Here is a 21,395-nt window from a genome sequence, read left to right as displayed (position 1 = left end):
AGCGGTCAGGGCGTCTTCCACCGGCGCAGCACGCCGGCCAGCGCGTCGGCGGCGGCGAGCTGGCCGCCGACGGTGGCGCTGGACAGCGGCTTGCCCGCCGGGTCGGGCGGGACGGCCAGGGCGTCGAGCAGACCGGCCCAGCGAGTCCCGGCCAGCGCCTTGCCGTGGCGCTCCGCGGCGGCGGCGACCGCCGCGTCGTCGCCCGCCCGGAAGGCGGCCAGCGCGTGGAAGGCGATGTCGTCCGGCAGGGGCGCATCCTGCCCGCCCAGCAGCTCGGCGTAGGCGGCACGGGCCGCCGGCCATTCGCCGGCCCGGAACAGGCTGTCCGCCCGGATGCGCGCCGCCTCGGGTCCGGTCAGGCCGCGCAGCGCGTCGAAGGCGCGCATCGCCTCGCCCTCCGCCGCGAAGGCCTCGGCGCGCAGCAGGGCGCGGCGCCTGGCAATCTCAGGGGCGGCCGCCTGGGCGTCCGGCGCGGGACCGGCGGTGTGGTCGAGCACGGCCAGCGCCTCCGCCCCGCGCCCGGCGTCGAGAAGGACGCGGGCCAACTCCAGCCCGATGTCGGCGCGTTGCGCGCCGCGGGCGGTCTCGGCAAGTCCGTGGAGCAGGCGCGCGGCCTCCAGCGTGAAGCCGCCGCGGGCCAGCAGCCGGGCGAGCCGGCGCTGCTGCGTGCCGGCGTCGTCGTCGGTCAGCATCACTGTGCGGCCGTAACGCACCTGGAGGGACAGCGCGTCGAGCGCGCTGCCCGGGGTTGTCTCCAGATGGCCGATCACCGCGTCGAGGAGCCCGCGCCCGGTGGTCAGCGCCGCGCGGCCGCGCGCCGTCGCGCCGAAGCGGCGGCCGAGCAGGCCGAAGATGTCGAGCGCCGCGTCGATCCGCCCGGCGCGGGTGTAGGCGGCGCCCAGCGCGGCCAGCGCGTCCGTCTCCACATCGCCGCCGCGCCAGGCGTAGCGCAGGCTTTCCAGCTCCGCGATGGCGCCGGGATCGTCCAGCGCGCCGCTGGCCAGCCGCAGCTCGATGGAGCGCACCTGGGCGCGGTGACCGTAGAGATTTGGCAGGGCGGCGGCCCGCTTGTAGTGGGCCAGCGCCTCCGCCGTCTCGTTGTGCAGCTCCGCCAGACGGCCGCGGAAGAAGTCGAGCCGCCCGTCGGTGGAGCCGATGCCGTCCAGCGTGATCATCTCCAGCACGATCAGGTTCAGCGACGCGCCGTCCGCCGCCTCGCCCGCCGATTCGGCGAGCAGGGTCAGCAGACGGCCGCGCAGGTCGACGGGGTAGGACAGCAGCCGCTTCAGCGCGATGGGCAGGCTCGATTTCGCCGCGGTCCAGCGGCTGGGGGCCAGGGTGGCGCTGCGCCAGACATGATGGTCGGCGGCCGCGGGGGTGGGCTGGGCGCGGACGAACTGGCTGTCGTCGGGATCGGCGGTGCCGTCCAGCGCGCGGAGGGCGTCGCGCAGCAGGCGCAGCTCGTAGCGCTGGTCCGGTCCCGGCGTCAGGCTCTCCGCGGCGTCCAGCGCGGCGCGGCCCTCTTCCGGCAGGGCGCGGGCCAGCGTGAAGCGGGCCATGGCGAGCAGCGCGTCCACCCGCGCGCGGCCCTGGCTCTCGGCGATGCGCTGTTCCAGAAGCTGCTTGCGCGCGGGGTAGTCGTCGCCGGCCCAGGCGTCCAGGTCAAAGGCGCGGATCGGCGGATCGGTCTGGACGGCGGGGGCCGCGACCGGCGGCATGACTGATGGTGGCATGGCTGATGGCGGGACGGCGGCCACCGTCCGGGCGGGCTCCGGCTTCGGCGGCGGGGCAGGAGGCGGGGCTTTGGCGACCGGCTGCGGCGCGACCGGCTGCGGCGCTTGGACGATGGGTTGCGCATGGGCGCTGGCGACCGGGTTCAGCCGCTCGGCGAGGCTGACGGGCGCCGCTTGGGCCGCCACCACCGGAGCGGGCGCCGCTTCGGGAGCCGGCGGCGCGATCACCGGAAACACCGACGCGCCGGGCGCCTCGGCCAGCAGGATGCCTTCGGACGCCGGGACCGGGGCGCCGGGCTTGCGCGCCGGGCGGGGCGGGTCGGTGACGTCGATGAAGGTGATCCGCCGCTCCCGGCGCACGGTGACGCGGGCGCCGCAGGGCCAGTCCATGGTCAGGCTGCGCCCGTCCTCGGCCGTCTGGAAGCCGGTCAGCCGTCGCGAATAGGTGCCGTTCAGCGCCTCCAGCGGCCAGGGGACCGCCTGCGAAAAGGCGACGCGCCCGCCGCAGCTCCCGACATCGACCGCCGGGGCGCCCTGCGCGTTGACCAGCGCCAGGCGCGAGAAGTCGGCGTGGTCGCCCGTCTGCACGGTGATGGGGGCGGGTATGGAGTCCGCGGCGCTCGCGGGCGCGGTGAGGGCGGTGGTGACCGACAGCAGGGCCAGGGAGATGGACAGGGTCCGGCAGGGATGCATCGCGACTGCCCCAAATTTTATCTAAATCGGAATCAAATCCCCCAAGACACCGGTCAGTTCCCGTCGCGGCGCCTCAGGTTGAAACCCGGCTTTAAACTGCATCACCTAGGTTAAGGCGGCGTTCAAACCGAAGGTGTCCGGCGATGGAGAATCCCCTTTACATTGGATTGTCGCGGCAAGTGGCCTTGCGCCGGCAGCTCGATGTCGTGGCGAACAACATCGCCAACATGAACACTGCGGGATTCCGCGGTGAACGCATGCTGTTCGAAGCGGCGATGGAGCGCGGCGGCATGAAGCCGTCCGACAAGATCGCCTTCACCATCGACCGCGCCACCTACACCGACTTCACCGCCGGCAGCCTGAAGCCGACCGACAACCCCTACGACGTGGCGCTGGACGGCGACGGCTGGCTCCAGGTGCAGACTCCGGACGGCCCGCGCTACACCCGCGACGGGCGGATGCGCCGCGACGTGGACGGGCAGCTCGTGAACGCCGGCGGCTTCCCCTATCTGGACGACAACCAGCAGCCCATCGTCATCCCGGCCGACCGCAGCCGGATGGAGATCGGCACCGACGGGCTGGTCTCCGCCGACAACGAGATGATCGCCCGGCTGCGCGTCGTCCGCTTCGAGAGCCCGCAGGCGCTCGCCCAGACCGGGGACGTGCTGTTCGACGCCGTGGACGCCCAACCCCTGCCGGCCCCCGACACCCGGATCGTCCAGGGCAAGGTGGAGCAATCCAACGTCCAGTCCATCGCCGAGATGTCGCGGATGATGGAACTGACGCGCGACTACCAGTCGGTCACCCGCATGATGGACGACGGGCAGGACCTGCTGCGCTCCGCCATCAACCGCCTCGGCAAATCCGCTTAAAACCAGGAGATTGCGTCCATGCGCGTGCTCAGCATCGCTTCGACCGGCATGATGGCCCAGCAGTTGAACGTCGAGGTCATCTCCAACAACATCGCCAACATCAACACCACCGCCTTCAAGCGCGGGCGCGCCGAGTTCCAGGACCTGATGTACCAGTCGGAGCGGCGCCAGGGCAGCCAGTCCACCGACGCCGGCACCATCATCCCGACCGGCATCGAAGTCGGCCTCGGCGTGCGTCCGGGGGCGGTCAACCGCATCAACACGACCGGCAACCTGACCTCCACCGGGAACGAGCTGGACCTCGCCATCGAGGGGCGTGGCTACTTCAACATCCGCATGCCGGCGGGCGAGACCGCCTACACCCGCGCCGGCAGCTTCAAGCTGTCGCCGGAAGGGACCATCGTGACCAGCGACGGCCACCCCGTGCTGCCGGAGGTCACCGTGCCGCAGGGCACGCGGGAGATCGCCGTGAACGCGTCGGGTGAGGTGCAGGCCTTCGTCGACGGGCAGACCCGCCCGCGCGTGCTGGGCCAGCTGGTGATGACCGTGTTCGTCAACGAATCCGGGCTGGAGGCGATGGGCGACAACCTGTTCCGCGCTACCCCCGCCTCGGGCGAGCCGCAGGACGGCACCGGCGGACAGGCGGGCTTCGGCACCATCCGGCAGAAATATCTGGAATCCTCCAACGTCAACGTCGTCCAGGAGATCACCGAACTCATCTCCGCCCAGCGCGCCTACGAGATGAACGCGAAGGTGGTCGAGGCCGGTGACCAGATGGCCTCCACCCTCTCCAACATGCGGTGACCGCCATGCGGCGTTCCGTTCTTCATCTGGCCGGACTCGCGGTCGCCCTGCATCTGCTCGGTGCGCCCGCCCAAGCGGCCTATCTCTCCGATGGCGAGGGAGCCGTGGAGGCGCTGCTGGCGCAGGAGCTGGCGGCTTCGCTCGGCCCGGCGGTGCCGCCGGACGCGCGGGTCTCGCTGGTGCTGACCGTGCCCTTTTCCGGCCCGGTGGAGGCGGTGCGCGACCTGTCCTACGATCCGCGCGGCGGGCTGGTCCGCGCGCTGGTCAGCAGCAACGGGCGCATCGTCGAGGTGAAGGCCAAGGCCGACATCATGGTGGAGGTGCCGGTGCCGACGCGCCGCATCCTGCCCGGCGAGGTCATTGCCGACAGCGACCTGACCACCATCCCGATGCCGCTGGAGCGGCTGAACGGCGCCGTAGTCACCTCCCGCGACAGCTTGGCCGGGCTGGCCAGCCGCCGCCAGCTCTCCGCCGGGCGGCTGATCCAGACTTCCGCGGTCGGTGCCCCGCTGGTGGTCCAGCGCAACAAGCCGGTCAGCCTCGTCTACGAGGACGGGCCGCTGCAGCTGATGGCGCGTGGCCGCGCCCTGCAGGACGGCGGGGTGGGGGAGCTGGTGCGGGTGATGAACATCGCCAGCAACATCGTCGTCACCGGCACCATCACCGGCCCGCAGACCGTCACCGTTGCCGGGCCTCCGGACGCCATGCCGCCCTCCGCGGCTTCTGCGAAATTCTGAGTCCAATCAAGGACACGCCCATGCGCACGCTCCCGCCCCGCCTCCTGTTTCCGTTCCTCGCCCTGACGGTGGCGCTCGCCGGCTGCGGACGGCTGCTCGACGTGGGGCAGGCGCCGCGCCTGTCGGAGATCTCCAACCCGGCCATGGCGCCGGAGGCGCGCGTCATCTCCATGCCGATGCCGCGCCCCAACACCAACGAGCAGGTGCCGAGTTCGCTGTGGCGCACCGGGTCCCGCGACTTCTTCCGCGACCCGCGGGCCAAGCAGGTGGGTGACCTTCTGACCGTCATCATCAACATCGCCGACCAGGCGCAGCTGCAGAACCAGACGCAGCGCCAGCGCTCCAACGCCGAGTCGGCGGGCGTGCCGAACTTCTTCGGGCTGGAGTCGCGGCTGCCGGCGGTGCTGCCCGACGCGGTGAACCCGTCCAGCCTCGTCGACATGGACAGCTCCTCCTCCTCCTCCGGCACCGGGACGATCCAGCGCAACGAGCGCATCGCCATGCGCGCCGCGGCGGTGGTGACCGAGGTGCTGCCCAACGGCAACTTCGTGATCGCCGGCCGGCAGGAGGTGCGGGTGAACTACGAGCTGCGCGAGATGCGCATCGCCGGGGTCATCCGGCCCGAGGACATCACCAACGTGAACACCATCGACTACGACAAGATCGCCGAGGCGCGGATCACCTACGGCGGGCGCGGCCAGATCACCGACGTCCAGCAGCCGCGCTACGGCCAGCAGGTCTTCGACATCATCATGCCCTTCTGAGCGGCGGGGAGACGCGACCATGGCGGACCGTCCCGGACCCAGCCGATACTCGGTCTTCGTGCTCTGCGCCGCGCTGGCGGCGGCGGTCGGCTACGGCATCGGACGCCTGCAGCTGACGCTCGGCGCCGAGGAGAAGGCTGCGGAGCAGCAGGCCGGCGCCGGGCCGGACCTGCCCACCGACGGTCCCGGCCCCTTCTATGTGGAGGTCGGGCAATTGATGGTCCCGGTGCTGGTGGAAGGCCGCACCAACGCCTTCATCCTGACCCAGATCACCTTGCAGACGGGCAGCGTCGAGCAATCCAACCTGTTGCGCCGCCATCTGCCCCACGCGCGCAACGCCCTGCTGCAGGCCCTGTTCGGCATGGCGGGGGCGGGCGCCTTCGACGGCCCGGCGGTCGATCCCGCCGCCGTTGCCAAATCCCTGAAGCAGGCCGCCGCCGAACAGCTCGGCCCCGATCTGGTGCGCGGCGTGCTGATCGACCGCCTGATGCGCCAGGAAAACACCCGGCTGTAACCCATTCAATCCCGGTTCGCTCCGTCAGCCCCTCCCTCGCGCCCAGCGGGGGAGGGGCTTTGCGTTGACGTGCGGCAAAACGTCCAAAGCAACGAAAGTACCGGTACTTAGGGACTGAGTCGGTACCGGCACTTGACCTCGGTCAAGCCACTCATGATGCGAAAGGATGAAGCTCCGCGGCGATACCGTTCGATCAATCCATGGGATCGCCATGAACGCGCCGCCCGCCCGCACCGCCGACACCACCGCCCCGACCCGCCGCTTCGAGGGGCTGGTCTTCTTCGCCCTCTCCATCCTGATCTGGCCGTTCCTGGCGATCGGGCTGGTCGGGGCCTACGGCTTCTCCGTCTGGATGTACCAGATCCTGTCCCTCTCCAGCGGGATGTGAGGCGGCCATGCCCGAACTGCACATTTCCAGCCTCGTCATCCAGCACGCGCCCGACCGCACCGCCGCCCTGAAGGAGGTGGTCCGCGCGCTCGACGGCGCCGACTGGCACGCGTCGGAGAACGGCAAAGCCATCGTCACGCTGGAAACCGCGACGGAGGCCGAGGTCCTGGACCGCATCGCCGACATCAACGCCATGGCGGGCGTCCACACCACCACGCTGGTCTACCACCACTACGAGGACGCCGAGCGCTGCGCGGAGCCGATGCCCGCCGACACCGCTCTCGTCCCCCACGCCCATTGACGTCCGTCCAAGAAAAGACGACCCGCCCCAGGAGGCACCCCCCTATGTCCCTGACCCGCCGTGATTATCTGAAGGTCCAAGCCGCCGTGACCGCGGCGGCGGCGGCCGGTGTGAGCCTGCCGTCCGTCATCCAGCCCGCCGAGGCCGGCACCCTGACGGCCGGCGCCGACGCCAAGCTCACCTGGTCGAAGGCCCCCTGCCGCTTCTGCGGCACCGGCTGCGGCGTCATGGTCGGCGTGAAGGAGGGGCGCATCGTCGCCACCCACGGCGACGTGAAGGCCGAGGTCAACCGCGGCCTGAACTGCGTGAAGGGCTATTTCCTGTCCAAGATCATGTACGGCGAGGACCGGCTGACCCAGCCGCTGCTGCGCATGAAGGACGGCCAGTTCCACAAGGAAGGCGAATTCACCCCGATCACCTGGGACCAGGCCTTCGACATCATGGCCACCAAGTGGAAGGAGACCCTGAAGAAGAAGGGTCCGACCGCGGTGGGCATGTTCGGCTCCGGCCAGTGGACGATCATGGAAGGCTACGCCGCCTCCAAGTTCATGAAGGCAGGCCTGCGCTCCAACAACCTGGACCCCAACGCCCGCCACTGCATGGCGTCGGCGGTGGTCGGCTTCATGCGCACCTTCGGCATGGACGAGCCGATGGGCTGCTACGACGACATGGAGCAGGCCGACGCCTTCGTGCTGTGGGGCTCCAACATGGCGGAGATGCACCCCATCCTGTGGACCCGCGTCACCGACCGCCGGCTGACCCATGAGGGCTGCAAGGTCGCCGTCCTGTCCACCTACGAGCACCGCAGCTTCGACCTCGCCGACATCGGCCTGGTCTTCACGCCGCAATCCGATCTGGCGATCCTCAACTACATCGCCAACCACATCATCAAGACGGGCCGGGTGAACCAGGAGTTCATCGCCAGGCACGTCAACTTCAAGCGCGGCCGCGACGACATCGGTTACGGCCTGCGGCCCGAGCATCCGCTGGAGCAGAAGGCGAAGAACGTCGCCAAGGCCAACGAGTCCGACCCGATCTCCTTCGAGGAATTCGCGAAGTTCGTCGAGCCCTACACGCTGGAGAAGGCGCACGAGCTGTCGGGCGTGCCGAAGAACCGGCTGGAGGCGCTGGCCGAGCTGTACGCCGACCCGAAGGTGAAGGTCATGTCCTTCTGGACCATGGGCTTCAACCAGCACACCCGCGGCGTCTGGGCCAACAACCTCGTCTACAACATCCATCTGCTGACCGGGAAGATCAGCCAGCCGGGCTGCGGCCCCTTCTCGCTGACCGGCCAGCCCTCGGCCTGCGGCACGGCGCGCGAGGTCGGCACCTTCTCGCACCGGTTGCCCGCCGACATGGTGGTCACCAACCCGGAACACCGCAAGCACGCCGAGGAGATCTGGAAGCTGCCCGAGGGCACGATCCCGGACAAGGTCGGCTATCACGCCGTCCAGCAGGACCGCATGCTGAAGGACGGCAAGCTCAACGCCTATTGGGTCCAGTGCAACAACAACATGCAGACGGCGCCGAACACGGCGAACGAGACCTACCTGGGCTATCGGAACCCGGAAAACTTCATCGTCGTGTCGGACGCCTATCCGACGGTGACGGCGCTCGCCGCCGACCTGATCCTGCCGACCGCCATGTGGGTGGAGAAGGAAGGCGGCTACGGCAACGCGGAACGCCGCACCCAGGTCTGGCACCAGCTCGTCGGCGCGCCGGGCGAGGCGCGCTCCGACCTCTGGCAGATCATCGAATTCTCCAAGCGCTTCGCGATCGAGGAGGTGTGGCCGGAGGAGCTGATCGCCAAGAAGCCGGAGGTCCGCGGCAAGACGCTCTACGACGTGCTGTACTGCAACGGTCAGGTCAACGCCTTCCCGCTGTCCGACTGCGACCCGGCCTATGAGAACCGCGAATCGCAGGCCTTCGGCTTCTACGTCCATAAGGGCCTGTTCGAGGAATACGCGACCTTCGGGCGCGGCCACGGCCACGATCTCGCCCCCTACGACATGTACCACCAGGAGCGCGGCCTGCGTTGGCCGGTGGTGAACGGCAAGGAGACGAAGTGGCGCTACCGCGAGGGCTTCGACCCCTACGTCCCGGCGGGCGAGGGCGTGCGCTTCTACGGCAACAAGGACGGCAAGGCGAACATCTTCGCGCTGCCCTATGAGCCGGCGGCGGAATCGCCGGACAAGGACTACCCGTTCTGGCTCTGCACCGGCCGCGTGGTCGAGCATTGGCACTCCGGTTCCATGACGCTGCGCGTTCCGGAGCTGCGCAAGGCCTTCCCGAGCGCCGTCGTCTTCATCCATCCCGACGACGCCAAGGACCTGAACCTGCGGCGCGGGCAGGAGGTGCGCATCGCCTCCCGCCGTGGCGAGGTGCGGGTGCGGGTCGAGACGCGGGGCCGCAACAAGCCGCCGCGGGGCCTCGTCTTCGTGCCCTTCTTCGACCACACGGTGCTCATCAACAAGGTGACACTGGACGCCACCGACCCGCTGAGCAAGCAGACCGACTTCAAGAAATGCGCGGTCAAGATCATTCCTGTCGCGTGAGGAGCCCGTCCATGAAGACCCGCATCACCTTTGCCGCCCTCGCGCTGGCCGCGGCCATGCCGCTCCTGGTGTCCGGCGTGTTCGCCGCGGACGGGGCCGCCCCCGCGAAGGTTCCCTCCGGCCCGCACCCGATCACCCAGGAGATCCCCGCCGACCCGATGGCGAAGGAGATCACCGACGATCACAAGCGGGCGCGGAACTACGCCGACCAGCCGCCGCTGATCCCGCACGCGATCCGCGACTACCAGATCGACCTGAACATCAACAAATGCATGACCTGCCATGACCGCAAGAACACCGAGGGCTCGCAGGCCCCGATGATCTCGGTCACCCACTTCCAGGACCGTGACGGCCAGACGCTGGGCACGGTCAGCCCGCGGCGCTACTTCTGCACCCAGTGCCACGTGCCGCAGACCGACGCCCAGCCGATCACCGGCAACCGCTTCCGCGACATCGACAGCATTCTGGCCGGTGGAAAGGAAGGCGCCAAATGAAAGGCCTTCTGAGTCTCGCCGGACGCTTCTGGCGCGTCTTCTCGCGGCCCAGCGTGCATTTCAGCCTGGGTTTCCTGACGCTGGGCGGCTTCCTGGCCGGCGTGATGTTCTGGGGCGGCTTCAACACCGCCCTGGAGGTCACCAACAAGGAGGCCTTCTGCATCTCCTGTCACGAGATGAAGAACAACCCCTATGAGGAGCTGAAACAGACCATCCACTTCACCAACCGCTCCGGCGTGCGCGCCACCTGCCCGGACTGCCACGTCCCGCACGACTGGACGCACAAGATCGGGCGCAAGATGCAGGCGTCGAAGGAGGTCTGGGGCAAGATCTTCGGCACCATCGACACCCGCGAGAAGTTCCTCGACAAGCGGCTGGAGCTCGCCACCCACGAATGGGACCGGCTGAAATCCAACAACTCCCTGGAATGCCGCAACTGCCACAGCGCGGAATCCATGGACATCACCCGCCAGAACCCGCGGGCGGCCAAGATGCACGAGACTTACCTGTTCACGGGTGAACGGACCTGCATCGACTGCCACAAGGGCATCGCCCACCGGCTTCCCGACATGAAGGGCGTCGAGCCCGGCTGGACCGGCACCGTGTCGGCGAAGTGACGCGACGCTTCACAACGAAGAACCCCTTCTTCCGGTCTCGGGAGAAGGGGTTTTTCGTTTGTTGAAGATGGATTTTACGATGCGGACAGGATGTCCGTGCCCTTCACGACGGCGCCGCCCTTCAGGACGAATTCCGTCTCGCCGTTGACGCTGCGCACCTCCTTCACCGTGTCGGTCGTCACGGTGGCGGTGGTCAGCGACGTGCCCGCCTTGTCCTTCGCCGTCACGCGCACGAGGTAGGTGCCGTCCGCGGCGGTGGCGCCGTCGCTGCGCTTGCCGTCCCAGGTGAAGGTCTGTCGGCCGGTCTTCGGGCTGCCGGGGGCGCTGTAGATCACCTGCCCGGCGTCGTTCACCACCTCGATCTTCACCGACGCGGCGGCCCCGTCGATGGCGTAGGCCATCTCCGCCTTGCCCTCCGACAGGCTGATGCGGTCCGAGGCGGCCTCCACCTTGCGGCCCAGATAGGCCATGTCCAGCCGCATGCCGCTGTTCTTCAGCGTGTCCAGAACCTGCCCCAGCGTCTCGTTCGTCCGCACGCCCTGCTCCACGGTGGAGAGCTGGGCGAGCTGCGTCATGAACTGGGTGGCGTCCATGGGCGAGAGCGGGTCCTGGTTGCGCAGCTGCGCGGTCAGCAGCTTCAGGAACGCCTCGTAATCCACCGTCTGCTTCTTTGCGGCGGCGGAGGGAGGTGTGGTGGCCGTGTTGGTGGCCGCGGTCGTGGTCATGGCGGGTCCTTGCGGCTAGACGGAGATGTCGACGAGGCCGTCGATGGGGCGGGCGGCGCGTTCGGGCGGCAGGGCGCCGATGGGATCGGCGAGGCGGACCGCCCGTCCGGGGCCGTCCTGGCGTCCGCCCGTCCCGTCGCCCTGGCCGGAAAAGGCGAAGCCGCGCGGCTCGCCGTCGCCGCGCAGAGAGAAGTTCAGGGTGCCGCCGTCCAGCTCGAACCCGGCGTCGGACAGGGCGCGCTCCAGGTGATGGATGTCCCGGCGCAGCAGGGCCAGCGTCTCCGGGCTTTCGGCCTGGACATGCAGGGCGACGCGGGCGCCGCTCAGCTCGGCGACGACGCGGACGGGGCCAAGCTCCTCCGGCTTCAGGTCGATGTGGAATTCGCCGCCGCCTGCCTCGACGACGCGCACCAGCTGGCCGGCGACCTGGGCGGCGGGCAGCCGCGCCGCGGCGCTCTCACCGGGGTGCGCCGCGTAGTGGGCCGCCGCGTGGGCCGCCGGCGGGGCAAGGGCGGAGGGCAGCGGCGCCGCCCCGACGGGGTCCGCCGGGGAGGAGAGCGCCGATAAGGCTTCCGGTCCGGCCGGGTTGCCGCGGCCTTGCCCCTGGCTCGGATTCTGGCCGGTGCCGCCGTTGGACGCGGCGTTGCCGCCCGCCTGGGCCATCGCCTGCTGAAGCTGGGGGGAGGGAGCCTGCGTCGCGTCGCCCTTGGCGGGCGTCGCGGAGTCCTTGGCTTGGAACAGCGGGGCCGGGTCCGGTTTGGCGCCGGAAGCCGGCAGGGGAACGGGCGGGGTGGCGGATGCCGCGGCGTCGGTCGCGGCCTGCGGCGTCCCGTCCGGTCTGGCGTCCGGGGGTGTCGCGGCGGTGGGCACCATGGGCAGCGGCGCGGTCGGCTGCGGCGAACCGGTTTGCGTCGGAACCGGCGGCTGAGGTGCTGCGGCGCTTTCCGCCGGAGGAGCCGTGACGGGTGGCGCCACGGGCGGGCCGCTGGTCGAAGGCACGGACTCCGGCACAGCGCCGGCCGTTGCGATGCCGGGCGCCGCGGCGGGCGGCGGTGCGGTCAGCAGCGGCAGAAGGGCCGCCAGGGCGGCGTCGGCCCCGGCCGGCGTGCCACCGGTTTGGGCGCCACCGGTTTGAGCGGAGGAGTCCGCTTGCTCCCCGTCCGCCCCGGCGCCGCCGCGTTCCGCCGCGTCGTCCAGCAGGTCGGCGAAGGGCGTGCCGGACGCCTCCCGTTCGCCCGAGGATGGCGCCGCCGTTCCTTCCGCGGAACGGGCGGGGCGGGGCGGCGGGGCGGCGATGATGTCGGGAAGGCTGGGCATGATGTCTCTTGGTGAGAGAACCGCGTGTCTGGCAGCCGGGGCCGGGTTCAGTTCGTCGGCGTCTGCATCAGGCGGACGGGCAGCGGGGCGGGCGGCGGCGGGCGGTCGCCGGGCAGGGCGCGGCGTTGCAGGACGAGGCGGGTGACCTCGCGCGCCTTGCCGTCCTCCAACTCCGCGATGATCGGGGCAGAGCGGCGCTCGGCCATGCGGTCCAGCACGTCGATGATGATGTCGGTTTCCAGGTCGTTGAAGATGCGCGCGGCGTCGCGCGGCTTCATCGTCTCGTAGATCGTCACCATGCGCTTCAGATCCTCCGCCTGGAGGTTGGAGCGCTGCTGCATCAGCGCCTCCACGTCGCGCTTGATGGCGCTCAGCTTCTGGATCTGGGCGGTGGCGCGGGTCTCGGCGGCGGTCAGCACCGCTTCCGCCTCGCCGAGATGGCGGGTGCGGGCGCTCACGTCGGCCTTCTGCTCCGCGATGGCGGCGCGCAGGGCCGGGTCGGTGCAACTCGCCGCGGGCAGGGCGGCGTCCACGGGCGGAGCCGCCGGGGTCGCCGGCAAGGCCGCCATGGCGGGGCCCGCCAGGGTGGACGCTGGCTCCGCCGCGGCGTCCGGAGATGCTTCCGCGCCGCCCTTCAGATCCTTGGCCCAGGGGCGTTCATGCTTGCCGAACTCGCGGTCGAACTGCTGGGCGACGACCGGCAGCCCTTCCATCAGCGAGCCGAGCTTGAGCGGCAGCACCATCAGGATCGCCACCAGCGTGATGGGAAGTACACGCAGCATGGCTCAGCGCTCCGGTCCGATGGCCCGCAGCCGGGCATAGAAGGCATTGGCGGCCTGCTGCCGTGCGCCGCCGGTTTCCACGGTGGATTCGGCGGTCTCAATGGCGGCCTCCTCCGGGGCGGGCGCCATCCCCTCCGCCGGGCGTGCGGCGACCCCGGCCAGCGCGGCGACGCGCATCGGGCGGAAGCCGTCCTCGTCCTCCGGCGCGTCGCTGTCCGGCGACGAAGCGGCGTTCGCAGGGGCGGGTACCGGTTCCGTGACGGTGGCAGGGGCGGTGGCAGGGGCGGTGGCAGGGGCGGTGGCGGGCGTCGGGACCGGGCGGGGCCGCGGGCGCGGCGCCGGGCCGTCCTCCAGCCGGCGGACCAGGGCGCGGGCCTCCTGCACGGACGCCTCGATGCGCTTGGACGCCCGCTCGCAGGAGCCGAGCACCAGCGCCGCCTCTTCGGTCACGCCCTTGGCGCGGTCGAGCCCGTCGGACAGCTTGGCGGACGCTTCCGTCGCGGCGGCGACCAAGCGCTGCACCGAGGCCTCCGTCTCGTCGATGGTCTTGGAGAAGGTGCCGATCAGCGCGCCGATCTCGGCCTGGCTGGAGCGCATCACCTTCAGCCGCTTGTTGACGATCACCAGGAACACCGTGGCGGTGACGAGCATGATCGCCAGGACGGCGTCAATGAGGAATGAGACCATCGATCAGCTCCTGCTTGGTCTCCAGGTCGGTGTCGATCTTGACGGAGATGTTGCCGTTGCGCTGGCCCATGTGGCCGGCGAAGAGGGGGGTGGTCTTGCTTTGCAGCACCACCGGCGCGTCGGGGTCGATGCGCAGCTTCAGCGAAGTGCCCTTTTCCCAGTTCAGCACCTCGCCCAGCGAGACCTGCGTCTGCTGCAGCACCGCGACGAGGTCCAGCTTGGCCCGCATCAGCTCGGCCTTCAGGTGGCTTTCCCACACCGTGTCGTGGCCGAACTTCTCGCCCATGAAGGTCTGCACCAGCTTGCCGCGCACCGGCTCCAGCGTGGCGTAGGGAATGACCACCTCGGCGTGGCCGACGCGGCGCTCCACCTCCACCGCGATGCGCACGCGGATCACCGCGTTGGTGGCGCGGGTGATGGTGGCGAATTGCGGGTTCGTCTCCAGCCGGTCGAAGGTGAAGTCGATGGGCGTGATCGGGTCGAAGGACTGGCTGAGATCCTGGAGGATGACCCGGATGAGCCGCTCGGTGATCTTGCGCTCGATGGAGGTGTAGGTGCGCCCGTCGATGCGCCGGGCGCGGCTGCGCCGCCCGCCCAGCAGCACGTCCATCATGCAGTAGATCAGCGCGCTGTCGACCGACACGACGATGTGGTTGTCCCACTGCTCCGCCCGCGCGACGCCGACCAGGGCCGGAAGCTCGATGGTGTCGAGGAACTCGTTGTAGCGCAGCCAGTCGATGCGCAGCAGGCTGGCCTCCACGCTGGTCGAGGAGAACTGGCGCAGCGACGTGTTCAGCAGCCGGACCATGCGGTCGAAGACCACGTCCAGCATCGGCAGCCGGTCCTTGTTGACCGTCGTCGTGCTGATCAGCCGCTCGATGGCGCGGGTCTGCCCGGCGGATTCCGTCTGCGGCCCGACGGCGAAGTTCAGCAGGCGGTCGATCTCCTCCTGGCTCAGCTCCTTGGTGTCGGCCATCAGGGCGGCGGCCTCGGACTCACCGGAGCCGGCGTCCAGGCCCCAGTCGAGGTCGTCCCCGGAACCGTCCCCAGAACCGCCGTCGTCCGTGTCGATGGGAGTGCTCATCCGTTCCTCTGGGTCGGCTATTGGGTGAGAAGGCTGCGCAGCAGGACGTCGGACACCGTGTCCGGGCCGAGGATCAGGTTGAAGCGGCGGCGCAGTTCCCCGCGCAGCCGCAGCAGACCGGCGGAACCGCGCAGGTCGTGCTGGTCGATGTTGCGCAGGAACTCCTGCTGGGCGTTGACGAGATGGGGCATCGCCTGCTCCACCCGGCCGCGGTCCTTGGGCGCCAGGGCCAGCGTCACCCCGATCTTCATGAAGCGCGACGGCGTGTCGGGGCGCAGGTTCACCAGCAGCTCCGGCATGTCGAGCGTCGCCTGGGCCGGCTCGGCGATGGGCGTGCCCTCGAACAGCTGCGCCACCCCGTCCGGCCCGACGGCCATCCAGTAGCCGCCGAACCCGGCCGCGGCGACGCCGCACAGGGCGGCCGCGCCGATTGCCAGCCGGGCCAACGGCAGCACGATGACGTACATCCGCTGCCGGCCCGGCGTTCCCGTCCTTGCCTTTCCAGCATCTGTATTCATCGCGGCCGGCGCCTCCAAAATACCGAAAATTTGAGAGACTGTTTTAAACGATCAAGTTTTAGCGACTTCCTTCCGGTCTATCTTCGCGGCTTTTACTCCGCTTAAAAGTCATCCCGGTAGGTTGTGAAGGCTCACGGGGTGAACATTACGGTCCCCGCTTTTCGGAAACTTTAAAGGTGCGGGTGTCGTGACGGGACTGATCGACAATCTGCGGACGCTTGGGCGCACGCGCCTTCTGGTGCTGGCCGGCACGGGTGTCGGCATCGTCCTGGCGGTCGCCACCATGGCGGTTCTGCTGTCGCGGCCGCACATGACGCCGCTCTACACCGGGCTGGAACCGGCGGAGGCCGGGCGCATCGTCAAGGCGGTGGAGGCCATGGGCGTGCCGGTGTCCGCCGCCTTCGACGGCACCGCCGTCCAGGTGCCGGAGGCCGAGGTGCCGCGGCTGCGCATGCTGCTGGCCGAGAAGGGCCTGCCGTCGCGCGGCGGCATCGGCTACGAACTGTTCGACACCGACAAGCCGCTGGGCATCACCAGCTTCATGCAGCGGATGAACCGGCTGCGCGCCATGGAAGGCGAGCTGGCGCGCACCATCGAGACGCTGTCCGGCATCGAGGCGGCGCGCGTCCACATCGTGCTTCCCGACCGTGAGGAGTTCTCGCGCGCCGCCCCCACCCCGACCGCTTCCATCGTGGTGCGCATGCGCGGCCGGGCGCCGCTGGAGCGGCGGCAGGCGCTGTCGATCCGCCACCTCGTCTCCGCCGCCGTGCCCAACCTGAAGCCGAGCGCCGTCACCGTGCTCGACGCGTCCGGCGAGGTGCTGCTGACCGAGGAGGACGGCGACGCCCGGTCCTCGGCGAAGGTCGACGGGCTGCGCGCCGGGCACGAGACGCGCATCTCCCGCGCCATCGAGCAGATGCTGGTGGCGCGGCTGGGGCAGGGGAATGTTCGCGTTCAGGTTGCTGTCGACGTCGAAACCAAGCGCGAGGTCGTGCGCAGCCAGAGCTTCGACCCGAACAGCCAGGTCGTCCGCTCCACCCAGACGGTGCAGGAGCAGGACCGCAGCCTGGACAGCACAGGCGAGCCGCCGGTCACCGCCGAGCAGAACCTGCCGCAGCGCGAGGTTCGCGCCCAGGCCCAGAACAACCGCTCCTCCTCCGACTCCAAGCGCCAGGAGGAGACGGTCAATTACGAGATTTCCAACATCGCCCGCGAAACGGTGATCGAGCCGGGCGACATCCGCCGGGTCAGCGTCGCCGTGCTGGTCAACGGCACCTGGGCGACGGCGCAGGACGGCACGCGCAGCTACGAGGCCCGCGCGCCCGAGGAGTTGCAGCGCATCACCGAGCTGGTGCGCTCCGCCATGGGTTTCAGCGAGGCGCGCGGCGACCGGGTCACCGTCGACAACCTGGAGTTCGTCAACCTCGCCCCCGAGCTGGGCGCCCGCGAGCCGATGGCGGAGATCGTCGACACGCTCAGCCGCAACGTGATGACGCTGATCCAGTGGGTGATCCTGCTGGTGCTCTGCGGGCTGCTGATCGTGCTGGGGCTGCGCCCGCTGATCCGCCGCGTCTTCCCGGCGCCGGAGCCCGTGGCGGCCGAAGCCGCCGCCCCGGCGCTGGCCACGGGAGCGGCGATGCCGCAGCTCACCGGTCCGGCCATGGGCGGCGATCCCGCCATGCAGGCGGCGCAGCTCACCGACGCGGGCGATCCGGCAACCGCGGCCCTGCCGGGCATCGAGGAGACGATGGACCAGCTCATCGAGCTGCGCACGGTGGAGGGCCGGGTGCGCGCCTCCTCCATCCGCCGGCTGGGCGACATCGTCGACCAGTATCCCGATGAGGCGATCGACATCCTGCGCTCCTGGCTCTACGAGGAGGCGGTCTGATGGGCTACCCGCGCTACCGCTTCGACCAGCGCTTCGACAGCACGGCCCAGGCTGCGGCGCAGGCGGCGGCGGAATTCGGCGTCCCTCCCGAACCGGACCCCATCGACCCGCTCGATGAAATCGTCCATTCCGAACGCCACCTCCGGGCCGCCGTTTATGGCGCCGAGGTCCGCGCCTTCGCCGAGGGGGTGGAGCAGGGCCGACGCGAGGGGGCGGCGGAGGCCGCGGCCCGCACCGACGCCGCGCTGGCGCAGGCGCTTTCCCACCTCGACGAGCAGCTTGCCGCCCTGGACGACCGCTTCACCGACGCCCTGCGCGGGGTGGAGGCGCAAGGGTCGGCGGTGATGCTGGCGCTCGTCCGCCGCCTCGCCCCGGCCTTGCTGGAGCGGATCGGCGCGGCGGAGACCGAACGGCTCGCCACGGATGCCCTGCGGCTGGCCGGCGGGTCGCCGCGGCTGCGGCTGCGTGTCCATCCCGATCTGGCGGAGCCCGTCCGCGCCAAACTGGCCGACCCGGAATCGCTTGGCTTCAAGGGCGCGCTGGAGGTCGTCGCCGACCCGTCCCTGCCGCCCGGCGGGCTCGACGCCGCTTGGGAAGCCGGGGGACTGCGCTACGACCCCGCCGCGGTGGAGCGCGCCGTCGACGGCCTGTGCGACCGCGCTCTGGCCGCCTTGTCCACCGAACATGACCTCTTCACCGACACGGAAAGCACCGCATCATGGCCCCACTGAACCTCGACGTCCTGGAAGACGACGCCAAGCCCGCCGAGAAGGACGCCGTCGGCATCCCCGCCGCGGCCGTGGCCGGCGGATCGATGAACGCCATCTACAACGTCCCGGTGGACGTGCAGGTGGTGCTCGGCCGCACCAGCATGCTGGTGGCGCAGCTCCTGAAGCTCGGCCGCGGCGCCGTGGTGGAGCTGGAGCGCAAGGTGGACGAGCCGGTGGAGGTCCTGGTGAACCACCGTCTGGTCGCCCGCGGCGAGGTGGTGATCGTCGAGGACCAGCGGCTGGGCGTGACGCTGACCGAGATCGTGCGCACCGATCTGGCGATCGATTGATACCCCTTGTGCCGCACCCACGGGGCTCCGCCATGATCCGACGCCTGCTTCCGCCCGCCCTTGCCCTCGTTCTCGCCGTTCTGCTTCCCGCGGCGGCCTGGGCGCAGAGCAGCGGGCTGGACCTGTCCTCCATCGGCAGCGCGCTCGGCAGCGCCACGGGGGAGAGCGGGTCGCTGTCCGGGCGCGTCATTCAGGGCATCGTCCTGCTGACGGTGCTCAGCGTGGCGCCGGGCCTGCTGGTCATGGCGACCTCATTCACCCGGATCATCGTCGTGCTGTCGCTGCTGCGTTCGGCGCTGGGGCTTCAGCAGTCGCCGCCGAACATGGTGCTGATCAGCCTCGCCATGTTCCTGACCTTCCACATCATGGGGCCGGTCTTCGACGCGGCGTGGCAGGATGGGCTGCGACCGATGCTGAACGAGCAGGTGACCCAGGAGCAGGGGCTGGAGCGGATGGTCGAGCCCTTCCGCAACTTCATGGCCTCCCAGGTGCGGGACAAGGACCTGTCGGCCTTCGCCGGCTTTACCGGAAAGCCGGAGGCGGAGCAGCCGAAGACGGCGGCCACCGCCGACCTCCGCGTGCTGGTCCCGGCCTTCCTGCTGTCGGAGCTGCGCCGCGCCTTCGAGATCGGATTCCTGATCTTCCTGCCCTTCCTGGTGATCGACATGGTGGTGGCGGCGGTGCTGATGGCGATGGGCATGATGATGCTGCCGCCGGTGATGATCGCGCTGCCTTTCAAGATCATCTTCTTCGTGCTGACCGACGGCTGGTTCCTGATCGCCAACAGCCTGATCCGCTCCTATGGGGGAACCTGACGCGATGACCGAGCCCCGGCTGCTGCCCGCCGTTCCCTCCGCCGGCCTGTCGGCGCCCCCCGCCGCACCCCCCGCCGGGGCGTCGGGGATGGCCGACAGCGTGACCGCCTTCGCCCGACGGCGGGGCGTCACGGTGGACGACGAGACGGCCGTCGTCACCCTCCTGAACGCGCTCGACCCGAACCCGCTGGTGCCGCACCGCATGGTGCTGGTGGCCGGCAGCGTCCTCGCGAACGTCTTCCGTCACGACCGCCTGCAGGGCGACCGCCCCCTGGAGCGGGACGACGACTCCGACCACTCCACCCTGACCGCCGACCGCTTCTTCTGAGGTGCCAGCATGGGCATGCCGATCAAGATCCGAGACAATTTCAAGAGCCTGAGCGGGTCGGAGAGGACCGCGGTGATCTTCCTGGCGCTGGGCGAGGAGCGCGGCTCCCGCCTGATGGAGAAGCTGGACGACGACGAAATCCGCATGGTCAGCCGCGCCATGGCCAGCCTGGGCAACGTCACCTCCAACCTCGTCGAGGCGCTGCTGCGCAGCTTCACGGAGCGCTTCGCCAACACCGGCTCCGTCGTCGGCTCCTACGACAGCACGGAGCGCATGCTCTCCCGCTTCCTGCCCGACGACCGCGTGTCGGAGATCATGGGCGAGATCCGCGGCCCGGCCGGCCGCACCATGTGGGAGAAGATGTCCAACGTGAACGAGGCCGTGCTCGCCACCTATCTGGCGGGCGAGTACCCGCAGACGGCGGCGGTCATCCTGTCGCGCATGCGCAGCGACCACGCCGCCAAGGTGCTGCCGCTGCTGGCTCCGGCGCTGCGGCTGGAGGTGATCGAGCGGATGATCCAGATCGAATCCGTGCAGCGCGAGGTGCTGCTGGACATCGAATCCATCCTGCACAACGAGTTCATGGCGAATTACGCCCGCACCCACGGCGCCGACACGCACGAGCGGATGGCCGACATCTTCAACCGCATCGACCGCGACACCATGGCGGACATCTTCACCGACCTGGACGCGGTGATGCCGGATTCGACCCACCGCATCCGCCAGCTCATGTTCACCTTCGAGGATCTGCTGCGGCTCGACCGCGTGTCGCTGCAGGCGGTGATCCGGCGCTGCGACACCGGCCAGCTGGCCATCGCGCTGAAGGGGGCGGAGGCGCTGCAGCGCGACCATTTCCTGTCGGTCCTGTCCGAGCGTGCCCGCATGATCCTCCAGGACGAGATCGAGAACATGGGGCCGGTGCGCATGCGCGACGTCAACGAGGCGCAGGCGGAGATCGTGCAGGTCGCCAAGGCCATGGCCGACGACGGGGCGATCGTCCTTCCGCAATCGGACGAAGCGGACGCCGTCGTCTATTGATGGCCGTCTACGGATGGGTGTGCTGATGCCGGACGCGGTCGCCGAGGTTGGCCATCTGCTGGCGGTGGTCGAGGCGCTGGACCCGCGGGCGGCGCAGGAGCTGCGCGGCGGGCTGCCGCGCTGCGATTCCACCTTCGGCCTCGGGCTGGCCTTCTTCCTGGCGGCGACCGCCAACGGCGCGCGGGCGTGGCTGGGGCCGAAGCGCTGCCGGTTGCTGGAGCAGCTCGACGGCGGTGCGCTGCTGGACGATCTCGACTTGGCGCTGGCGCCGCGCCACCGTCGCACCGCCGACGGGCGGGAGTGGCGGGTGATGAGCATACCGGTGATGGACGGCACGGCGGCGGGCGGCTGCCGCGGCCTGCTCTGCGCCATTTCCGACGGGGCGGACCTTCAGACGGGAAGCGCGCTGGTCCTGCAGATGCGGCTGCCGGCGCTGGGGGCGGTGCAGCTCGTCGCGGCGGGGGAGGGGCGGCGGTTCGACGTGACGCTGCAGACCGGCGGCGGCCTGTCCTCCGCCGCGCTGGCCGACATGCAGGACGGATTCGCCGGAGCCATGGGCGACGCGGGCCTGGGCGGCGACCTGTCGGTGGGACCGCTGGCCGGGGCTTGGCTGGATCTGGAGGAGGAGGTTCTCAGCGCGGACTGGTCGGGGTAGGGGGGAGGTGGTCGCGCCGGGCCCAC

At 70.1% G+C, this 21,395-nt stretch carries 24 protein-coding genes; 17 read left to right on the top strand and 7 right to left on the bottom strand.

The genetic code is table 11. The annotated features are described in order from the left end of the window. Positions 1-5: 5 nt before the first annotated feature. Positions 6-2,426, bottom strand: coding sequence for a hypothetical protein (locus ABAZ39_RS37445; protein ID WP_051658809.1), 2,421 nt, complete (start codon positions 2,424-2,426; stop codon positions 6-8). 179 nt (positions 2,427-2,605) lie between these two features. Here ABAZ39_RS37445 and flgF point away from each other — a divergent pair, with 179 nt between their 5' ends. The 10 genes from flgF to ABAZ39_RS31840 all read left to right on the top strand — a co-directional run bounded on the left by flgF (position 2,606) and on the right by ABAZ39_RS31840 (position 10,472). Then, positions 2,606-3,298: a flagellar basal-body rod protein FlgF gene (flgF, locus tag ABAZ39_RS31880; RefSeq protein ID WP_247881807.1), complete on the top strand. Its 693-nt coding sequence runs from the start codon at positions 2,606-2,608 to the stop codon at positions 3,296-3,298. An 18-nt stretch (positions 3,299-3,316) separates the two neighbouring features. Next, entirely contained in the window at positions 3,317-4,102 is a 786-nt protein-coding gene (flgG, locus tag ABAZ39_RS31875) for a flagellar basal-body rod protein FlgG (RefSeq protein WP_040138287.1), read from the top strand. A 5-nt stretch (positions 4,103-4,107) separates the two neighbouring features. After that, the gene (gene flgA / locus ABAZ39_RS31870) at positions 4,108-4,839 is read left to right on the top strand and encodes a flagellar basal body P-ring formation chaperone FlgA (protein ID WP_247881806.1); all 732 of its coding nucleotides are present in this window, start codon (positions 4,108-4,110) and stop codon (positions 4,837-4,839) included. Positions 4,840-4,859: 20 nt separating this feature from the next. Then, a complete protein-coding gene (gene flgH, locus ABAZ39_RS31865; protein ID WP_040138285.1) occupies positions 4,860-5,603 on the top strand; it encodes a flagellar basal body L-ring protein FlgH in 744 nt (247 codons plus the stop codon). Positions 5,604-5,622: 19 nt separating this feature from the next. Next, complete coding sequence (locus ABAZ39_RS31860; protein ID WP_040138284.1) at positions 5,623-6,117, top strand: hypothetical protein; 495 nt, start codon at positions 5,623-5,625, stop codon at positions 6,115-6,117. 211 nt (positions 6,118-6,328) lie between these two features. Continuing rightward, the gene (locus ABAZ39_RS35300; protein ID WP_081863482.1) at positions 6,329-6,505 is read left to right on the top strand and encodes a periplasmic nitrate reductase, NapE protein; all 177 of its coding nucleotides are present in this window, start codon (positions 6,329-6,331) and stop codon (positions 6,503-6,505) included. 7 nt (positions 6,506-6,512) lie between these two features. Next, entirely contained in the window at positions 6,513-6,806 is a 294-nt protein-coding gene (locus tag ABAZ39_RS31855; protein WP_040138283.1) for a chaperone NapD, read from the top strand. A gap of 44 nt (positions 6,807-6,850) precedes the next feature. After that, positions 6,851-9,361, top strand: coding sequence for a nitrate reductase catalytic subunit NapA (napA, locus tag ABAZ39_RS31850; RefSeq protein WP_040138282.1), 2,511 nt, complete (start codon positions 6,851-6,853; stop codon positions 9,359-9,361). 11 nt (positions 9,362-9,372) lie between these two features. After that, positions 9,373-9,855 (top strand): nitrate reductase cytochrome c-type subunit, encoded by a 483-nt coding sequence (locus ABAZ39_RS31845; protein ID WP_040138281.1) that lies wholly within the window; start codon positions 9,373-9,375, stop codon positions 9,853-9,855. Then, on the top strand, positions 9,852-10,472 hold the full coding sequence (locus ABAZ39_RS31840; protein WP_035682928.1) for a NapC/NirT family cytochrome c: 621 nt from the start codon (positions 9,852-9,854) through the stop codon (positions 10,470-10,472). The genes ABAZ39_RS31845 and ABAZ39_RS31840 overlap by 4 nt, the downstream gene beginning before the upstream one ends. 74 nt (positions 10,473-10,546) lie before the next feature. Here ABAZ39_RS31840 and ABAZ39_RS31835 read toward each other — a convergent pair whose 3' ends face one another. The 6 genes from ABAZ39_RS31835 to ABAZ39_RS31810 are packed head-to-tail and all read right to left on the bottom strand — an operon-like array spanning position 10,547 to position 15,534. Further along, positions 10,547-11,197, bottom strand: coding sequence for a flagellar hook assembly protein FlgD (locus ABAZ39_RS31835; RefSeq protein ID WP_040138280.1), 651 nt, complete (start codon positions 11,195-11,197; stop codon positions 10,547-10,549). Between the two features lie 15 nt (positions 11,198-11,212). Continuing rightward, positions 11,213-12,514 carry a flagellar hook-length control protein FliK gene (locus tag ABAZ39_RS31830; protein ID WP_040138279.1) on the bottom strand — a complete coding sequence of 434 codons (1,302 nt, stop codon included), beginning with the start codon at positions 12,512-12,514 and terminating at the stop codon, positions 11,213-11,215. Between the two features lie 47 nt (positions 12,515-12,561). Beyond that, positions 12,562-13,296 (bottom strand): MotE family protein, encoded by a 735-nt coding sequence (locus tag ABAZ39_RS31825; RefSeq protein ID WP_040138278.1) that lies wholly within the window; start codon positions 13,294-13,296, stop codon positions 12,562-12,564. A 3-nt stretch (positions 13,297-13,299) separates the two neighbouring features. Further along, positions 13,300-13,983: a DUF6468 domain-containing protein gene (locus ABAZ39_RS31820; protein WP_040138277.1), complete on the bottom strand. Its 684-nt coding sequence runs from the start codon at positions 13,981-13,983 to the stop codon at positions 13,300-13,302. Then, complete coding sequence (gene fliM, locus ABAZ39_RS31815; RefSeq protein ID WP_040138276.1) at positions 13,964-15,067, bottom strand: flagellar motor switch protein FliM; 1,104 nt, start codon at positions 15,065-15,067, stop codon at positions 13,964-13,966. Before fliM ends, ABAZ39_RS31820 begins: the two co-directional genes overlap by 20 nt. 17 nt (positions 15,068-15,084) lie before the next feature. Further along, positions 15,085-15,534, bottom strand: a complete 450-nt coding sequence (locus ABAZ39_RS31810; protein WP_247881805.1) for a flagellar basal body-associated FliL family protein — start codon at positions 15,532-15,534, stop codon at positions 15,085-15,087. A 238-nt stretch (positions 15,535-15,772) separates the two neighbouring features. On the opposite strand from ABAZ39_RS31810, the gene fliF reads away from it, so the two are divergent. The 7 genes from fliF to ABAZ39_RS31775 are packed head-to-tail and all read left to right on the top strand — an operon-like array spanning position 15,773 to position 21,369. Beyond that, positions 15,773-17,473 (top strand): flagellar basal-body MS-ring/collar protein FliF, encoded by a 1,701-nt coding sequence (fliF, locus tag ABAZ39_RS31805; protein ID WP_040138275.1) that lies wholly within the window; start codon positions 15,773-15,775, stop codon positions 17,471-17,473. Next, a complete protein-coding gene (locus ABAZ39_RS31800) occupies positions 17,473-18,204 on the top strand; it encodes a FliH/SctL family protein (protein WP_051658807.1) in 732 nt (243 codons plus the stop codon). Before fliF ends, ABAZ39_RS31800 begins: the two co-directional genes overlap by 1 nt. After that, positions 18,192-18,533, top strand: coding sequence for a flagellar motor switch protein FliN (gene fliN, locus ABAZ39_RS31795; RefSeq protein ID WP_040138274.1), 342 nt, complete (start codon positions 18,192-18,194; stop codon positions 18,531-18,533). Before ABAZ39_RS31800 ends, fliN begins: the two co-directional genes overlap by 13 nt. Positions 18,534-18,565: 32 nt before the next feature. Continuing rightward, a complete protein-coding gene (gene fliP / locus ABAZ39_RS31790; protein ID WP_040138273.1) occupies positions 18,566-19,348 on the top strand; it encodes a flagellar type III secretion system pore protein FliP in 783 nt (260 codons plus the stop codon). A 4-nt stretch (positions 19,349-19,352) separates the two neighbouring features. Then, positions 19,353-19,676, top strand: coding sequence for a hypothetical protein (locus tag ABAZ39_RS31785; protein WP_051658806.1), 324 nt, complete (start codon positions 19,353-19,355; stop codon positions 19,674-19,676). A gap of 9 nt (positions 19,677-19,685) precedes the next feature. Then, positions 19,686-20,714 (top strand): flagellar motor switch protein FliG, encoded by a 1,029-nt coding sequence (locus ABAZ39_RS31780; protein WP_014200129.1) that lies wholly within the window; start codon positions 19,686-19,688, stop codon positions 20,712-20,714. Positions 20,715-20,739: 25 nt separating this feature from the next. Continuing rightward, positions 20,740-21,369 carry a hypothetical protein gene (locus tag ABAZ39_RS31775; protein WP_247881804.1) on the top strand — a complete coding sequence of 210 codons (630 nt, stop codon included), beginning with the start codon at positions 20,740-20,742 and terminating at the stop codon, positions 21,367-21,369. Positions 21,370-21,395: the final 26 nt, after the last annotated feature.

Origin of the sequence: Azospirillum argentinense (assembly GCF_000632475.1) — a bacterium.
In the GTDB taxonomy this organism is placed as follows: Bacteria; Pseudomonadota; Alphaproteobacteria; order Azospirillales; family Azospirillaceae; genus Azospirillum; species Azospirillum baldaniorum.
The sequence above is the reverse complement of the archived record's forward strand: the minus strand, read 5'-3'. Positions and strand labels throughout refer to the sequence as shown.

Coding starts and splice junctions, on each gene's coding strand:
- ABAZ39_RS37445 (WP_051658809.1), bottom strand. CDS start 2,426: ATGCATCCCTGCCGGACCCTGTCCATCTCCCTGGCCCTGCTGTCGGTC.
- flgG (WP_040138287.1), top strand. CDS start 3,317: ATGCGCGTGCTCAGCATCGCTTCGACCGGCATGATGGCCCAGCAGTTG.
- flgA (WP_247881806.1), top strand. CDS start 4,108: ATGCGGCGTTCCGTTCTTCATCTGGCCGGACTCGCGGTCGCCCTGCAT.
- flgH (WP_040138285.1), top strand. CDS start 4,860: ATGCGCACGCTCCCGCCCCGCCTCCTGTTTCCGTTCCTCGCCCTGACG.
- ABAZ39_RS31860 (WP_040138284.1), top strand. CDS start 5,623: ATGGCGGACCGTCCCGGACCCAGCCGATACTCGGTCTTCGTGCTCTGC.
- ABAZ39_RS35300 (WP_081863482.1), top strand. CDS start 6,329: ATGAACGCGCCGCCCGCCCGCACCGCCGACACCACCGCCCCGACCCGC.
- ABAZ39_RS31855 (WP_040138283.1), top strand. CDS start 6,513: ATGCCCGAACTGCACATTTCCAGCCTCGTCATCCAGCACGCGCCCGAC.
- napA (WP_040138282.1), top strand. CDS start 6,851: ATGTCCCTGACCCGCCGTGATTATCTGAAGGTCCAAGCCGCCGTGACC.
- ABAZ39_RS31845 (WP_040138281.1), top strand. CDS start 9,373: ATGAAGACCCGCATCACCTTTGCCGCCCTCGCGCTGGCCGCGGCCATG.
- ABAZ39_RS31840 (WP_035682928.1), top strand. CDS start 9,852: ATGAAAGGCCTTCTGAGTCTCGCCGGACGCTTCTGGCGCGTCTTCTCG.
- ABAZ39_RS31835 (WP_040138280.1), bottom strand. CDS start 11,197: ATGACCACGACCGCGGCCACCAACACGGCCACCACACCTCCCTCCGCC.
- ABAZ39_RS31830 (WP_040138279.1), bottom strand. CDS start 12,514: ATGCCCAGCCTTCCCGACATCATCGCCGCCCCGCCGCCCCGCCCCGCC.
- ABAZ39_RS31825 (WP_040138278.1), bottom strand. CDS start 13,296: ATGCTGCGTGTACTTCCCATCACGCTGGTGGCGATCCTGATGGTGCTG.
- ABAZ39_RS31820 (WP_040138277.1), bottom strand. CDS start 13,983: ATGGTCTCATTCCTCATTGACGCCGTCCTGGCGATCATGCTCGTCACC.
- fliM (WP_040138276.1), bottom strand. CDS start 15,067: ATGAGCACTCCCATCGACACGGACGACGGCGGTTCTGGGGACGGTTCC.
- ABAZ39_RS31810 (WP_247881805.1), bottom strand. CDS start 15,534: ATGTACGTCATCGTGCTGCCGTTGGCCCGGCTGGCAATCGGCGCGGCC.
- ABAZ39_RS31800 (WP_051658807.1), top strand. CDS start 17,473: ATGGGCTACCCGCGCTACCGCTTCGACCAGCGCTTCGACAGCACGGCC.
- fliN (WP_040138274.1), top strand. CDS start 18,192: ATGGCCCCACTGAACCTCGACGTCCTGGAAGACGACGCCAAGCCCGCC.
- fliP (WP_040138273.1), top strand. CDS start 18,566: ATGATCCGACGCCTGCTTCCGCCCGCCCTTGCCCTCGTTCTCGCCGTT.
- ABAZ39_RS31785 (WP_051658806.1), top strand. CDS start 19,353: ATGACCGAGCCCCGGCTGCTGCCCGCCGTTCCCTCCGCCGGCCTGTCG.
- ABAZ39_RS31780 (WP_014200129.1), top strand. CDS start 19,686: ATGGGCATGCCGATCAAGATCCGAGACAATTTCAAGAGCCTGAGCGGG.
- ABAZ39_RS31775 (WP_247881804.1), top strand. CDS start 20,740: ATGCCGGACGCGGTCGCCGAGGTTGGCCATCTGCTGGCGGTGGTCGAG.